This window comes from Rubellimicrobium aerolatum, from assembly GCF_017872975.1.
In the GTDB taxonomy this organism is placed as follows: Bacteria; Pseudomonadota; Alphaproteobacteria; order Rhodobacterales; family Rhodobacteraceae; genus Rubellimicrobium; species Rubellimicrobium aerolatum.
The window spans coordinates 67847-83043 of sequence record NZ_JAGGJP010000004.1; the positions used below are offsets into that span (position 1 = coordinate 67847).

16 protein-coding genes are annotated in these 15197 nt (G+C 71.1%); 7 read left to right on the plus strand and 9 right to left on the minus strand.

Features of this window, described 5'->3' with window-relative positions; genetic code table 11:
• Positions 1–14 precede the first annotated feature (14 nt).
• From J2Z33_RS06100 to J2Z33_RS06135, 8 genes are all read right to left on the minus strand, one after another.
• Positions 15–1340 carry a thymidine phosphorylase gene (locus J2Z33_RS06100; RefSeq protein ID WP_209838955.1) on the minus strand — a complete coding sequence of 442 codons (1326 nt, stop codon included), beginning with the start codon at positions 1338–1340 and terminating at the stop codon, positions 15–17.
• Positions 1340–1729: a cytidine deaminase gene (locus tag J2Z33_RS06105; protein ID WP_209838957.1), complete on the minus strand. Its 390-nt coding sequence runs from the start codon at positions 1727–1729 to the stop codon at positions 1340–1342. Before J2Z33_RS06105 ends, J2Z33_RS06100 begins: the two co-directional genes overlap by 1 nt.
• Before the next feature lie 700 nt (positions 1730–2429).
• Positions 2430–3935, minus strand: coding sequence for a D-alanyl-D-alanine carboxypeptidase/D-alanyl-D-alanine-endopeptidase (locus J2Z33_RS06110; protein WP_209838959.1), 1506 nt, complete (start codon positions 3933–3935; stop codon positions 2430–2432).
• 101 nt (positions 3936–4036) lie between these two features.
• Entirely contained in the window at positions 4037–4639 is a 603-nt protein-coding gene (locus J2Z33_RS06115; RefSeq protein WP_209838961.1) for a nicotinate-nucleotide adenylyltransferase, read from the minus strand.
• Complete coding sequence (locus J2Z33_RS06120) at positions 4639–5463, minus strand: TolB family protein (protein ID WP_209838963.1); 825 nt, start codon at positions 5461–5463, stop codon at positions 4639–4641. Before J2Z33_RS06120 ends, J2Z33_RS06115 begins: the two co-directional genes overlap by 1 nt.
• A gap of 2 nt (positions 5464–5465) precedes the next feature.
• Complete coding sequence (locus J2Z33_RS06125; protein WP_209838965.1) at positions 5466–7058, minus strand: glycoside hydrolase family 43 protein; 1593 nt, start codon at positions 7056–7058, stop codon at positions 5466–5468.
• A gap of 1 nt (position 7059) precedes the next feature.
• Entirely contained in the window at positions 7060–8094 is a 1035-nt protein-coding gene (gene mgrA, locus J2Z33_RS06130) for an L-glyceraldehyde 3-phosphate reductase (RefSeq protein ID WP_209838967.1), read from the minus strand.
• Between the two features lie 69 nt (positions 8095–8163).
• A complete protein-coding gene (locus tag J2Z33_RS06135; protein WP_245218607.1) occupies positions 8164–9477 on the minus strand; it encodes an AI-2E family transporter in 1314 nt (437 codons plus the stop codon).
• A 151-nt stretch (positions 9478–9628) separates the two neighbouring features.
• Here J2Z33_RS06135 and ettA point away from each other — a divergent pair, with 151 nt between their 5' ends.
• The 7 genes from ettA (at position 9629) to J2Z33_RS06165 (ending at position 14524) form a co-directional block, all read left to right on the plus strand.
• On the plus strand, positions 9629–11284 hold the full coding sequence (ettA, locus tag J2Z33_RS06140) for an energy-dependent translational throttle protein EttA (protein WP_209838968.1): 1656 nt from the start codon (positions 9629–9631) through the stop codon (positions 11282–11284).
• A gap of 160 nt (positions 11285–11444) precedes the next feature.
• Entirely contained in the window at positions 11445–12029 is a 585-nt protein-coding gene (locus J2Z33_RS06145) for a DUF4145 domain-containing protein (RefSeq protein ID WP_209838970.1), read from the plus strand.
• A gap of 164 nt (positions 12030–12193) precedes the next feature.
• Positions 12194–12322 (plus strand): hypothetical protein, encoded by a 129-nt coding sequence (locus tag J2Z33_RS18665; RefSeq protein ID WP_280922884.1) that lies wholly within the window; start codon positions 12194–12196, stop codon positions 12320–12322.
• 322 nt (positions 12323–12644) lie between these two features.
• Positions 12645–12851, plus strand: a complete 207-nt coding sequence (locus J2Z33_RS06150) for a cold-shock protein (protein WP_209838972.1) — start codon at positions 12645–12647, stop codon at positions 12849–12851.
• A gap of 142 nt (positions 12852–12993) precedes the next feature.
• Entirely contained in the window at positions 12994–13497 is a 504-nt protein-coding gene (locus tag J2Z33_RS06155) for a uracil-DNA glycosylase family protein (RefSeq protein ID WP_209838974.1), read from the plus strand.
• A gap of 177 nt (positions 13498–13674) precedes the next feature.
• The gene (locus tag J2Z33_RS06160; protein WP_209838976.1) at positions 13675–13881 is read left to right on the plus strand and encodes a cold-shock protein; all 207 of its coding nucleotides are present in this window, start codon (positions 13675–13677) and stop codon (positions 13879–13881) included.
• A complete protein-coding gene (locus J2Z33_RS06165) occupies positions 13841–14524 on the plus strand; it encodes a DUF4329 domain-containing protein (protein ID WP_209838978.1) in 684 nt (227 codons plus the stop codon). Before J2Z33_RS06160 ends, J2Z33_RS06165 begins: the two co-directional genes overlap by 41 nt.
• On the opposite strand, the gene J2Z33_RS06170 is transcribed toward J2Z33_RS06165, so the two are convergent.
• Positions 14521–15132: an arylesterase gene (locus J2Z33_RS06170; protein ID WP_245218608.1), complete on the minus strand. Its 612-nt coding sequence runs from the start codon at positions 15130–15132 to the stop codon at positions 14521–14523. The two genes, J2Z33_RS06165 and J2Z33_RS06170, sit on opposite strands and share 4 nt — an antisense overlap.
• Between the last annotated feature and the right edge of the window lie 65 nt (positions 15133–15197).

The window sequence follows — 15197 nt, forward strand, 5'->3', positions numbered from 1 at the left end:
GAATCCTTGGCGCCTCACCCCACCCGCTCCCTCACCAGCGGCCCGATCTCCACGGCCTCGCCCAGCCGGATCGCCCCCCGCACCGCCGCCTCCGCCACCCGCGCCGCGCCCTCGTCCCGCGCATGGACCACCGCCAACAGGTCGCCCGGCGCGACCCGCGCCCCGCGCCGGACCACCCCCGTCAGCCCCACCGCCGGATCGACCGGATCGGTCTCCTTCGCCCGCCCGCCGCCCAGCGCGACCACGGCAAGGCCCAGCGCCTCGCCGTCCAGCGCCGCGACGGTGCCGCCTTCCCCGGCCCGCACCTCCCGCACGACCGGCGCGCGGGGCAGCCGCTCGCGCCACGTCTCCGCAAGGTCCGACGGCCCGCCCATCAGCGCCACCATCCGCGCGAACCGCTCCAGCGCCGCGCCCGACCGGATCGCCTCGGCGACCCGTTCCTCCCCCTCGCCCTCGGCCTCGCCGACCAATGCCAAAAGCCGCCCGCCCAAGGCCACCGTCAGATCGTGGAGCCGGGGCGCGACCTCGCGCCGCCCCTCCATCACCTCCAGGCAGACCGCGACCTCCACGGCGTTCCCCAGAGCGGGGCACAGCGGCTCGTCCATGTCGGTCACGAAGGCCGCCGTCGGGCAGCCCGCCCCGTTCGCCGCGCCCACCAGCGCCTCGGCCAGAGCGACGGCCTCGGCCTCCGTCTTCATGAAGGCTCCCGACCCGCACTTCACGTCCAGCACCAGCCCATCGAGCCCCGCCGCCAGCTTCTTCGACAGGATCGACGCGGTGATGAGGTCGATGCTCTCCACCGTCCCCGACACGTCCCGGATCGCATAAAGCCGCCGGTCCGCCGGCGCGATCTCCGCCGTCGCCCCGGCGATGGCGCAGCCGACCTCTCCCACGATCCGCCGCAGGTCGGCCTCGCTCACCTTCGGCTCCACCCCCGGGATCGCCTCCATCTTGTCCAGCGTCCCACCCGTGTGCCCGAGGCCGCGCCCCGAGATCATCGGCACCGCCACCCCGCAGGCGGCCAGCGCGGGCGCGAGGATCAGCGACACGCAATCCCCCACGCCCCCCGTCGAGTGCTTGTCGAGCACCGGCCGGTCGAGCCGCCACTCCAGCACCCGCCCCGAATCCCGCATGGCGAGGGTCAGCGCCACCCGCCCCTGCTCCCCCAGGCCCCGCAGGCAGACCCCCATGGCAAAGGCCCCCGCCTGCGCGTCCGTCACCTGCCCCGACGCGAGCCCCCGCGCGAACCACCGCAGCTCGGCCTCCGTGGGCACCTCCCCGCGCCGCAGCCGCCCGTTGACCCAGCGCGCATCGAGCCTTGGTTCGGGCCTCGGCTCCATCACTCCGCCATGTCCCGCGCGTCGAAGGCGCCCGGCAGCAGGTCGGCCACCGTCGTCACCATCACCTCGCCCCGCGTGGTGGCGAGCGTCACCCTCACCCCTCCGTCCGCGAACTCCGCGAGCTTCTGGCGGCAGCCCCCGCAGGGCGGGACCGGGCGCGGCGCGTCGGCGATGACGGCGACCTCGGCGATGCGCCGATCCCCCGCCGCGACCATCGCCGCGATGGCCCCCGCCTCGGCGCAGGTCCCCTCCGGGTAGGCCGCGTTCTCGACGTTCACGCCCAGATGCACGGCCCCCGACTCCGCCCGGATGGCCGCTCCGACCTTGAAGCTGGAATAGGGCGCATAGGCGTTCCCGCGCACGGTCGCGGCGGCCTCGACGAGGGTCATGGACGGTCTCCTTCCGGTCCCGGGCAGACTGGTCCCCCACCGCCCCGGAGGCAAGCCCCGACCCCGCGTCCACCGCCGAGGGGGGCTCTGCCCCCCGTCTCCTGCGGAGCCTCCCCCCGGGATACTTGGAGCCAAAGAAGGCCAGGAGCGCGGCGTGCGCCCGGTGTGGCCCCGTGCTGTCCAGCAGGGCGTCCGCCCGCCACGGCCGCGCCGGTGGAGCGGGCGGCGAGCGGGCGGGGGTGTTGCGCGAAACGGAAGCTGAGCGTTCGTTGCCGTCAGGCGGCGTTAACGCTTCCGTGCGACTCTCTCCCTCGCACGACCCCACGCAAGCGGCCCCCGTCCGCACGGCCCGGCGCTCCCCAGGGGCGGAGACGCCGGCACCGACGGCAGGGGGCGGAAAGGAGAGACAAGGACGAAGGGACGCCCATCCGCAAGGAGGGCACGGACACACGCGATGGGCCAGGAGCGGCCAGATACCCGGCCAGGGAGGCCGAGGCGCCCCACGGGCGTTCTCCCTCGATGCCACTGAGACCCAGCCCGCCCAATGGCGGCCGGTGCTCCCGCTCGCGCGCGCCCCTGGTCCCCGCGAGCCCGGGAGTGAACCCGGAGGCTTCGCGGGGATTTAGTCTGTCCGAGCCCCCCCTTCCTCCGGTCCCAAGCATCCCGGGGTGAAGCCCCGAAGGGGCGAGGGGCAGAGCCCCTACCGCGCGCCCAGCCCCCAGCGCTGCAGCAGCACCTGCTGGAGCCGCCGCGAGCGCCCGAGGAACTCCCGGCTCCCCTCCGGCAGGTCGTCGCCGTCCGCGTCCACCGCCAGGGCCCGCGCTGCGAGGTCCCCCGAGAGATAGGCGAAGGCCAGGTCCCGCCCCGCCAGCGTCCGCTCGTAGCCGGCCAGTGCCGAGACGAAGTTCAGCGTCCCCGTCTTGGCCCGCACCAGCCCCGGCGGCAGCGCCAGGGCCTCGCCCTCCGCGTCCGTCAGCGGGATGTCCTTCAGCAAGGGCCGCAGCCGTTCCATCACCCCCGGCGCGGCCAGCATCGCCGCCATCTCCCCCGCCGCGACGCGGCTGCCGCTGCCCAGCCCGGAATGGTCCACGAACCGCATCCGCGCGCCCACGGCCCCGCGCAGCCAGCGCGTCATCGCCGCCGCCGACCCGGCCGGCCCCGCCACGGCCTCGCCGCGCGCGAGGCTCGCCGCCAGCCCGAGGACCTCGGCCGTCAGGTTCGTCGAATGCAGCAGCATCCGCCGCGCGACCTCGGCCAGCGGGTCGCCTTCGATCCGCGCGATCTCCGTCGCTCCCTCGGGCAGGGCCGCCAGCACCGTCGGCGCGGGCAGCACGATCCCCTGCTCGTTCGCCAGCCCCACGAAGGCCTGCCCCGCATAGAGCGCCGGCGACCGCACCGGCAGCCAGCGGCTTCCCGCCGGGCCGAGCCGCCCCCGCGCCACCGTCCAGAGGTCCAGGTCCCCGTCCCGCGCATAGGTGTAGACCGGCAGGTCCCGCTCCTCGACCCGCATCCGCGCGAGGCTCACATCCGGGCGGTGCTCCTCCCCCAGCGCCTCCATCCGCAGCAGGTAGCCCGCGCCCTGCCGCTCCCAGCCGAACCACACGCGGTTGAAGTTGAGGTTCAGCCCCGACACCGCCGGATTGTAGTCGAGATGCGGCGCCTGCTCCGCCGTGATCTCGCGGACCTGTGGAAGCGCCCCGCCCCAGACGCGGAAGCCCCCGACCTCCCCGACCCCCGCCGCCGCCAGCGCCATCGCCAGCCCGGCCAGCCGGTCGGTGGACAGCTCCGGATCGCCCCCGCCCGCGAGGATCAGGTCGCCACGCAGGCGCCCGCCCTCGACCGGCCCGGTGGCGAGCAGCCGGGTGGCGAAGCGATGCTCCTCGCCCAGGGCGTCCAGCGCATAGAGCGCCGTCGCCGCCTTGGTCACCGAGGCCGGCGGGAATTCCGCCCCCGCCTCGTGCGAGGCCAGGACCGTGCCGCTGTCCACGTCCACCGCGACGAAGCCCACGCGCCCTTCCAGCCCCGCGCGACGGATCAGCTCGGCGACCTCCGTCCGCGCCACGGGCCGCGCCGCGGGCGGGGCCGCCATCGGACCCGGACCCGTCGGCCGGGCCGGCGGGCGCACCCCCTCGGCCAGCGCCAGCCCGGCCACCGCCGAGAGGCCCCCCGCCAGAAGCCCCCGCCGCGTGATCGCGCCCCTGCCCATGCCGCCCCCTTGCGTTGCCGGGCCGGACCCTAGCCGCGCCCCCCGGCGGCGCAAGGGGCGGGGCGGTCAAGGCTGCGGGAGGCGCCTACCGAAGTCGAATGTCAGCGCCGCCAGCCCCCCTTCGCCCGGATCGCCGAGGAGGAGTGCGGCGACAGCGGCAGGTCCAGCGCCACCCAGGCCGGGGGCCGGCGGCCCGCCAGTGCCCGCGCGTCCCGCTCGTTGAGCTGCGCCGCCCGGAAGGCCCGCGCCGCCGGGGCGAAGCGCGACGGCAGCCGCGCCCCCGGACGCGCCAGCACCGCGACCGGCACCGTCGCCATGATCCGCCGCCAGTCCCGCCACAGGTGGAACTGCCCAAGGTTGTCCGACCCCATCAGCCAGACGAAGGTGACGTGCGGATACCTGGCCCGCAGCCGCGCCAAGGTCTCGGCGGTGTAGCGCGTCCCCAACCGCGCCTCCAGGTCCGTCACCTTCACGCGCGGGTCGCGCACCAGCGCCCGCGCCGCCGCGACGCGCCGCGCCATCGGCGCCGGCCCCTCGCGCTTCAGCGGGTTGCCGGGGCTCACCAGCCACCACGCCCAGTCGAGCCCCAGCCGCCGGATCGCCTCCCGCGTGATGCGGACGTGCCCGGCATGGGCCGGGTCGAACGAGCCGCCGAGGAGCCCCACCACCTGCCCGCGCCCGGCGAAGGGCGCCCCCGGCCCCATCAGGGCGCGAACCGCATGAAGGCGAAGCGGCGCCCATCCGACGCCCAGCACGGCACGTTGATCGTCCCCTGCCCGCCGAACAGCCGCACCACCTCCCGGCTCTCGCCGCCCTCCGCCGGCATGACCCGCAGGGCCACGTCGAGGTTCGCCGGATGCCCCTGCGTCCCCGCAGGATAGGCGAGGAACAGCACCAGCGTCCCGTCCGGGGACGGATGCGGGAACCAGTCCACCGTCTCCCCGTCCGTCATCCTCTCGCGCCCCGAGCCGTCCGGCCGGATGCGCCACAGGTCCACGCGCCCGTCCCTCTCCCCGTTGAACCAGATCCATTCGCCGTCCGGCGTGTAGTCCGGCCCGTCGATGTGGTCGAAGTCGTCCGCGACGCAAACCTCGTCCGACCCGTCCACCCGGCAGGTGTAGAGCGACACCGGCCCGCCCGCCCGCCGAACGGCGGCATAGGCGAGCCGCTCCCCATCCGGCGACCATCCATGCCACCAGGACGGCACCTTGTCCGTCACCCGCACCGGCTCCCCGCCCTCAAGCGGCATGAGGTAGATGCACGACGCCCCCGTTTCCGACTTGCCCGAGATCGCCAGCCGCCGACCGTCCGGCGAGATGCCGTGGTCGTTGTTCAGCCCGCCGACCCGCCCGGTCGGCACCTCCTCCAGCCGGGGCGCGTCGAGAGGCACGCGGTAGAGCCGCCCCTCGCCGTTCACCAGCAGGAATCCGTCGGGATGCCAGTTCGGCGCCTCGATGATCCCCTCGTGGGTCAGCAGGACCGTCGTGTCCCCGGTCCCGAGGTCGTGCACGCACAGCTCGCTCCGCATCGTCACGCCCCCGGCCGGTAGCCGAACCGGCGGAACCGCGCCTCGCGCGCGCGTCCCGTCAGGTCCATCGCGAACATCCCCACGAAGTTGCCGGTGAACGAGCCGTGCTCGCCCCGCCCGCCCTCGTCCGACAGCACCGAGGCGTCGAGCACCGGCCCGATCTGACTCCACTCCCCGCCCTGCCGCCACAGGAACCGCTGCGCCGCGCCATCCACCTCGACCCGCAGCTCCACCGGCCCCGGTCCTACCGGCACCGGCTCGGCGGGATAGCTCAGCCGCCCCTCCGGCCAATCCCCCGGACAGGAGGCCACGACCAGCGCCGGCCCGCCGTTCTCCCAAGTCAGCCAGAGCACGTGGTGCTTGAAGCGGTTGTAATAGGTCACGAGCCCCGCCGCCTGCTGGTAGGTGTCGGGCGCGAACTCCACCACCGTCTCGGCGGCGTAGGCCAGATGCTCCTGCCGCCGTGCGACGAGGGCCTGCTCGAACCAGCTCCCGATGGACTCGCGCCCCGTCAGCACCAGCGCGTCGCCCTCGCAGCGGAAGATGCGACCGGGCTCGGGCGTCCGCAGCCATTGGAACTCCGGCGGCAGCCGGTCCCACCGCTCCCGCACCACCGGCGCGGGCGCGGTGGGCTCCACCTCCACCGGCGCGGGCACCGCCTCGCGCGGGACCGTGCCCCCGGCGGCCAGCCAGAGCCAGCCGTCGCGCCAGACGACCTCCTCCAGCCCCGTCTCCCGACCCAGGGGACAGAACCGCCCCGCCCCGTCCGGCCCCGGAATGGGCCGCCCCATCAGGAAGGAATGATAGTGCCGCCCCCAATGCGTCTCGACGTATTGCCCGTGCCCCGTCCGCTGGATCGGCCCGCCCGTGCCCTTGGCGGTGATGACGTGCTTCGCGGGATGCGTCTCGTAGGGCCCCCGGATGTCGCGCGCTCGCGCCATGGTCACGGCATGGTCGTAGCCCGTGCCGCCCTCGGCCGTGGTCAGGTAATACCAGCCGTCGCGCTTGAAGAGGTGCGGCGCCTCGGTCAGCCCCCGGTCGGTGCCGGGGTAGATGTTGACCGCCTCGCCCACCAGCCCCCGCTCGGGCGACCACTCCTGCAGCAGGATGCCGTCGAAGGCGTCGTGCGCCGGGTTGCAGCCCGAGCCCGGCCCGCGATGATTCCACCGCATGTTGACGAACCACTTCCGCCCGTCGTCGTCATGGAACAGCGACGGGTCGAAGCCCGAGGAATTGACATGCCACGGGTCCGACCACGCGCCGTCCACGGTCTCGCAAGCCGTGATGTAGTTGGGCGCGTCCTTGAAGCTGCCGTCGTAGCGCTTCACGTCCGTGTACACGAGCCAGAACCGCTCGCCGTCGTGGCTCAGGCAGGGCGCCCAGATCCCGCAGGAGTCCGGCTCCCCCCTCATGTCCAGCAGCCCCGCCCGGTCCAGCGGCCGCGCCACCAGCCGCCAGTTCACGAGGTCGCGCGAATGGTGGATCTGCACCCCCGGATACCATTCGAAGGTCGATGTCGCGAGGTAGTAGTCCTCGCCCACGCGGCAGAAGGACGGGTCCGGGTTGAAGCCCGGCAGCACGGGATTTCGGATCATCTCACATCACCGTCTCGGAGGATCGGGCCCAGAGGTTGATGTCCTCCTCGCGCGCGAAGCGGTCGATCTCGGCCAGCTCCTCCGGCGTGAAGTCCAGGTTCTCCACCGCCTTCGCGCAGTCCTCCACCTGGCCCGGCCGCGACGCCCCGATCAGCGCCGAGGTGATCCCGCCGTCGCGCAGCACCCAGGCCAGCGCCATCTGCGCCAGCGTCTGTCCCCGCCGCTGCGCGATCGCGTCCAGCGCCCGCAGGTTCTCGATCGCGCCGGGCGACAGCATCTTCGGGTCCAGGCTCTTGCCCTGCATCGCCCGGCTGTCCTCGGGCACCCCGCTCAGGTACTTCGCCGTCAGCATCCCCTGCGCCAGCGGCGTGAAGGCGATGCTCCCCACCCCCAGCTCTTGCAGCGTGTTCTTGAGCCCGTCGGTCTCCACCCAGCGGTTCAGCATGTTGTAGCTCGGCTGGTGGATCGCCAGCGGCGTCCCCAGCTCCGTCAGGATCGCCACCGCCTCCCGCGTCCGCTCCGAGTTGTAGCTGCTGATCCCCACATACAGCGCCCGCCCCGACCGCACGATGTGGTCGAGAGCCATCATCGTCTCCTCCAGCGGCGTCTCCGGGTCGAAGCGGTGGGAATAGAAGATGTCCACGTAGTCGAGCCCCATCCGCTTCAGCGACTGGTCGCAGGACGCGATCAGATACTTGCGCGAGCCCCATTCCCCATACGGCCCGTCCCACATCAGGTATCCGGCCTTGGACGACACGATCAGCTCGTCCCGATATCCCGCGAAGTCCGTCCGCAGGATCTCCCCGAAGGCCTCCTCGGCGCTGCCCGGCGGCGGCCCGTAGTTGTTGGCGAGGTCGAAGTGGGTGATCCCGTGGTCAAAGGCCGTCCGCAGGATGTCGCGTTTGACTTGGTGCGGCGTGTCGTGGCCGAAGTTGTGCCACAGGCCCAGCGAAATGGCGGGCAGCTTCAGGCCGGTCCGGCCGCAGCGGTTGTAGACCATGCGGGAATAGCGATCCTCGCGCGGATGGTAGGTCATCGGAACGTCCTCCTCACGTCGGCGCGAGATGGCCACAGCCCGCCCGCGCCGTCCAGGGGAGCCGTGGCGCTACTCGGCCAGCAGCGGCGTGACGCGCGTGTCGCCGGGCGCCTGCGTCGGCGGGCTGTCCTCCCGCGCCTCGGCCTGGGTGCGGAAGGGCGCGCTCTCCAGCGCCGGGCCGGTGGTCGCCTTCTGCGGCGCCTCGTCGGCCTTGGTGGACGGGTCGCCCGCCAGGAACGCGCCCAGCTTTTGAAGGCTTTCCACGTTGTCGCAGACCGCCTTGACCACCACGAGGAACGGCACCGCCAGGATCGCCCCCGGTACGCCCCAGAGCCACGTCCAGAACGCCACCATGATGAGCTGGCTCACCTGGTTCAGCTCCAGCCGGCGCCCGACGACGACCGGCGTGACGACCTGGCTTTCCAGCGCCGACAGCCCCACCACCGCGAGGGGCGGCAGCAGCGCCGCCCAGAGGCTGTCATAGGTCACCAGCGCCACGGCGCCGACAAGCGCCACGGTCAGGATGTTGCCGACGAAGGGGATGTAGTTCAGCAGGAACCCCAGCACGCCCCAGAGCACCGCCATCGGCATACCCAGCGCCCAGGTCGCCGCCCCGATGGCGACCCCGAGCCCGAGGTTGATGAGCGTGATGCTCCCCAGGTAGCGCGAGATCTGCCGCTCCACGTCGCGGATGATGGTCAGGGTCTTCTTCTTGTCGCGCAGGCGCGGCGCCGCCTCGACGATCCGCCGGTGGTAGAAGTCGCCCGAGGCCAGCAGGAAGGCCGTCAGGACCAGCGCCGCCCCCACCGCGCCGCCCGCCGAGGCGACCGAGGAGACGATGTAGCCGACGAAGCCGCCGCTGCCCTCGCCGTTCTCCACCACCGCCACGACGCGCGTGGTGGCCACGCCATCGCCGTTGGTGTCGATGAGCGTGCCCGCGTCCGTCGCCGCCCCCGCCGCGCCGCCCGTCACCTGGCCCGCCTGCTCGGTGAGGTCGCGCCAGCGGCTCAGCAAGCCCGAGGCGCGCTGCTGGATCTCCTCGGCCATGCGCGGCGCGTCGGCCACGATGCCCTGGATCGGGCCCGACAGGAAATAGCCCGCCAGGAACAGCAGCAGCGCCAGCACGACCATCAGCGCCACCGAGGTCAGCCCCGGCGGGATGCGGATGCGCTCGCCGGCCCGCACCACCGGCAGCAGCGTCAGCGTCAGCACCACCGCGAGCACGATGGGCAGCAGCACGTCGCGCGCGAAGTAGACGGCCGTGAACAGCGCCAGCAGGAACGAGAACATCAGGTAGCGCCGGATGCGCCGCAGCTCGACGTTGCTGTCCTCGGCGACCTCGAGCTGCTGCTCCTCGATGTCGTCCTCGACCACCTCGGCCATGCCAGCGCCCTTTCCCAAGACGAGGGTGAACCGCCGGACCGGGCGGCGGGTTCCGGCCGGATCGGGACCGGGCCCGCGCCGGTTGTGGCCGAACGGGGGCGAGGCTATGGAAGGGGCCAAATCCCGAACGCCAGATCCCGAGGAGCGCCCCATGGCCAGCTACCAATACGTCTACCACATGGACCAGGTGTCCAAGACCTATCCGGGCGGCAAGAAGGTCTTCGAGAACATCCGCCTCAACTTCCTCCCCGGCGTGAAGATCGGCGTCGTCGGCGTCAACGGCTCGGGCAAGTCCACGCTCCTGCGCCTGATGGCCGGCTGGGACAAGGACTTCCAGGGCGAGGCCTGGGCCGCCGAGGGCGCGCGCGTGGGCTACCTCCCCCAGGAGCCCAACCTCGACGAGCAGCTCAACGTGCGCGGCAACGTCATGGAAGGGGTCAAGGCCAAGCAGGCCATCCTCGACCGCTACAACGAACTCGCCATGGACTACTCCGACGAGACCGCCGACGAGATGGCGGCCCTCCAGGACCAGATCGACGCGCAGAACCTCTGGGATCTCGACGCGCAGGTGGACATCGCCATGGAGGCGCTGCGCTGCCCGCCCGACGACGCCGACGTGACCACCCTCTCCGGCGGGGAGCGCCGCCGCGTCGCGCTCTGCAAGCTCCTCCTCGAAGCCCCCGACATGCTCCTCCTCGACGAGCCCACCAACCACCTCGACGCCGAGACCATCGCCTGGCTCCAGAACCACCTGATCGAATACAAGGGCACGATCCTGATCGTCACCCACGACCGCTACTTCCTCGACGACATCACCTCGTGGATTCTCGAACTGGATCGCGGCCGGGGCGTCCCCTACGAGGGCAACTACTCCGCCTGGCTCGAACAGAAGGCCAAGCGCCTCCTCCAGGAGGCCCGCGAGGACAAGGCTAAGCAGAAGACCCTGGAGCGCGAGCTCGAATGGATCCGCCAGGGCGCCCGCGCCCGGCAGGCCAAGCAGAAGGCCCGGATCAACAAGTACAACGAGATGGCCAACACCAGCGAGCGGGAGCGGGTGGGCACCGCCCAGATCATCATCCCCAACGGCCCCCGCCTCGGCGCCAAGGTGATCGAGGTCGAGGGCCTCAAGAAGCACATGGGCGACAAGCTGCTGATCGAGGACCTGTCCTTCTCCATCCCCCCCGGCGCCATCGTCGGCGTGATCGGCCCCAACGGCGCCGGCAAGACGACGCTGTTCCGGATGCTGACCGGCCAGGAGCCGCCCGACGAGGGCACCGTCGAGTTCGGCGACACGGTGAAGCTCGCCTACGTGGACCAGTCGCGCGACTCGCTCAACCCCGACCACAACGTCTGGGAGGAGATCTCGGGCGGGGCCGAGATCATCGCCCTGGGCGACGCCACGGTGAACAGCCGCGTCTATTGTGGGGCCTTCAACTTCCGGGGCACCGACCAGCAGAAGAAGGTCGGCATGCTCTCGGGCGGCGAGCGCAACCGCGTCCACATGGCCAAGCTCCTCAAGTCCGGCGGCAACGTCCTCCTCCTCGACGAGCCCACCAACGACCTCGACGTGGAGACCCTCCGCGCCCTGGAGGACGCCCTCTCCGATTTCGCCGGCTGCGCGGTGGTGATCTCGCACGACCGCTTCTTCCTCGACCGCATCTGCACCCACATCCTCGCCTTCGAGGGCGACGCGCACGTGGAATGGTTCCAGGGCGACTTCACGGCGTATGAAGAGGACAAGAAGCGGCGGCTGGGGCCGGACGCCGTGGAGCCGAAGCGGGTGAAGTTCAAGAAGTTCGTGAGGTGAGGGGATGAAGTGGGCATGTCCATTTTGTGGCCACATCCAAACGATAACACACCCCAAGTACAGCCAGAAGGAATTCGCATTTGAGATCGAAGGAGTTCCGAATGGCCCATTCGGATTAAGAGGAACCGCGATTGGATGCTCAAATCCCGAATGCAGCCATATGCAAATCGATGTAGAGGTTGTGGAAGCCCGCAGGAACACCCATGGGATTTACTCCGTCCCTTATGGCTGCGCGACTATCACTCGGCTGTGCATTACACCTGAGAGTTCCGCAAGGCCTCAACCAAGCTATATACCGCTCGCACTTGTTGAGGACTACAACGAGGCCTGCCGAATCCGGGACCTAAGCCCCAAAGCCGCTGCAACCCTTGCACGTCGCTGCATTCAGGGCATGATCCGCGATTTCGCAGGCGTCAAGGGCCGCACGCTTTACGACGAGATTACGGCCTTAAAGATGATGGTTGAGAAGGACGAAGCGCCAAGAGGCGTCTCTATTGAAAGCGTCGAAGCCATCGATCACATCAGGAGCATCGGCAATATTGGCGCTCACATGGAGAAAGATATTGACTTAATAATTCCAGTTGAACCTGAAGAGGCTCAGGTTTTGATTGAATTGATCGAATCGCTTTTTGAAGAGTGGTATATTGAAAGATACAGAAGGCAGCAGAGATTTGCTGCAATCAATAACATTGCCAGCGAGAAGGCCGCACTAAAGCTGCTGCCTACTTCTCAATCAAGGGAATAGAAATAAAGCAAGCCGTAGGGTGGGTGCCAACCCGCCATCGCACTATCTGGTCCGGGCGAGGATGGTGGGTTTCACCCACCCCACATCATACCTTGGCTATCGTCCGCTAGATTTGCAGGAGAGAGTCGGCCTTTCATGACATCGCGCCCCAAGACCGTACCCGCATGACCACCGACGAGGAGGCCGAGGCCTTCCTCGACCAAGACCTCTTCGACCTCGACTTCGCCCAGTTCAAGCCCTTCGACTGGGAGCGCCACCTCAAGACCGCCCGCATCACCATGCGCGTCCCGTAACCGCTCCTCGACGCCCTCAAGGCCAAGGCCGCCGAGCGCGGCATCCCCTACCAGCGCCCCATCCGCGAGGCGATCGAGAAGGCCTTGTAGCTGGGGCCGGTCGGGCGGGCTCCAAGCCAGTCCCGCACCCCCTGCGACCGATCGCCCCCAATCTCCTCCCACATCCCCCTTGCCTTACGTCCCCCCCTGCCCCATATCCCCCTTGCGAACGTTACGATCCCTCGATCCGCTGTCTCCCTAACCGGCTTCAGTTCTTCGTTGCGACACCGACCAAGCCGGGCTGCCGCACGTTGCGGGCAGCATCTCTAGAGGAGACATCACGATGGCCACTGGCACCGTGAAATGGTTCAACGCCACCAAGGGCTTCGGCTTCATCGCCCCCGATGGCGGCCGCAAGGACGTGTTCGTCCACATCTCCGCCGTCGAGCGGGCGGGCCTGACCGGCCTCAAGGATGACCAGAAGGTCACCTTCGACATCGAATCCGGCCGCGACGGCCGTGAATCGGCGACCAACCTCCAGCTCGCCTGAGCCGGAACGGGTCCCGGCGGTCCCGGCCGCCGGACCCCACGCGGGGGCGCCCAGCCCCCGTGACGCCCCCGACCCGGATGCGCCTCCGCTGTCCGATCCCGACGAGCCCGCCCGCCGCCGCGCGCTCCTCGACCGGCCCCACATGGCCCCCCTTGCCGCCCATGCGCGCGACCTGCGCCTCCGCTGGCCCGGCCTCGTCCCCGACATGGACCCGCTCGACGGCGGCACCGCCGCCCGCGTGCTGCTCCTGCTGGAGAAGCCCGGCCTGCAGGTGACGCGCACCGGCTTCGTGTCCCGCGACAACCCATCGCCCACCTCCGCCGCGATCCGCGCCTTCCTCGCGCAGGCGGGCCTGCCGCGCGGCCAGACGATCCTCTGGAACACCATCCCCGCCTGGAACGGCACCACCCGCGTCACCGGCGACGAACTCGCGCGCGGGCGGGCCGAGCTGGCCGCGGTCCTGGCCCTCCTCCCCGCCCTCGACACCGTGATCCTCGCGGGCCGCCGCGCACAGGCCGCCGCGCCCGATCTCCCGCCGCATCTGCGCCTGATCCGCTCCGCCCACCCCTCGCCGCAGGTGCGCGCCGCCTTCCCCGACCGCTGGGCCGCGATTCCGTCGCTCTGGGCCCGGGCCGCCCGGCCCTGAGATCCCCGGTCGTTGCCCGTCACGAAACACTTGTTTTGGTCCCGGAGCCGAGGCATATTCGTCACTGCGACGTTACCTCGATCGACCACTGTCTCCGTCACGGCCCAGGGCATCGATAAGCACTGACGAGCCGATCCGCTGCATCCCGCGAGCGGAACCTTACGACTGGAGACTGACATGGCCACCGGCACCGTCAAATGGTTCAACGCCACCAAGGGTTACGGCTTCATCGCCCCCGATGGTGGCAAGAAGGACGTGTTCGTCCACATCTCGGCCGTGGAACGGTCGGGCCTCACCAGCCTCAAGGACAACCAGAAGGTCACCTTCGACATCGAATCCGGCCGTGACGGCCGCGAGTCGGCGATCAACCTGTCCCTGGCCTGATCCGCTGGACCATCCGGGGCCCCTGGCGCGCCCCGGCGCGTTCCTGATCCTCGCGCTGGCGGCCCTCGCCGCCTGCGCCCCCCCACCCGATCCATCGCCCGGGCCGCCGCCCGTCCCGGGCCGCGTCCTCGGCACGGCGCCCCGCCCCGGACCCCCCGAATCCACCGCCTCCGGCGAGGAGCTGGCCCTCGTCACGGCGATCCTTGCCGACCTCCAGTCCCGCTCCTTCGCCGAGAACCGGGAGTTCTGCGGCTACATCGGCCTGGATCCCCAGGGCCGCTGGGCCAGCAGCCCGATCATGGGCGGCACCGAGGCCTCCTGCCCCTTGCCCCGCGTCCCGCCGGGCCTGCGCGTGGTCGCCTCCTTCCACACCCATTCCACCTACAGCCCCTACTACGCCTCCGAATGGCCGACGACCCAGGACGTCGCCACCGACGCCTCCGACGACATCGACGGCTACATCGCCACGCCCGGCGGCCGGCTCTGGCACGTGGACACCGACGCGATGACCGTGCGCCAGCTCTGCGGGCGCGGCTGCCTGCCGCAGGACCCCAACTACGTCCCCGGCGACGACGGCCCCCTGCGGCGCCAGATGACCTACAGCGAGCTCCTCGCCTGGGAGCGCTCGGCCGACGGGGCCTAGTCCACCCGCTCCAGCAGCTCCAGCACGCGCGGCCCGAGCCGTTCCACGATCCGCTCCACGCCGACGGCGTTGGGATGGATGCCGTCCGGCTGGAGGAACTCGGCCCGCGCCGTCGCGAGATCCACCCCGCCGTCGCGCAGCCCGGCGAAGAAGTCGGGCTCGACCAGCGCGCCGAACTCCGCCCCCAGCTCCGGGAAGATCGCGTCGAAGGCGCTCTCGTAGTCCGGCCCGTATTGCGCCGAGGCGTCGATCCCCACCAGCAGCACCGGAAGGTCGCGCCCCCGCGCTTCCTCCAGGATCGCCCGCAGGTTGCGCCGGCTCTCGGCCGGGTCGATCCCGCGCAGGAAGTCGTTGCCGCCCAGCTCCACGATCAGCGCGTCCGCGTCCTCCCCCAGCGCCCAGCCCACCCGCGACAGCCCGCCCGCCGTGGTGTCGCCCGAGACTCCGGCGTTCTGGACGATCACCGCCTCGCCGCGCCCGTCCAGCCATTCCTGCAACCGAGGCACGAATCCCTCCGCCGGCGGCAGCCCATACCCGGCCGCCAGGCTGTCCCCGAGGACGACCACCGTGACCGGCTCCTGCGCCGCCGCCGGCGAAACGAGCAGCATTGTCGCGATCAGGTTGCGGACCAGCCGCGGCCCCCCATATCCCACCCGTGGCCGCCCCGGAGTTC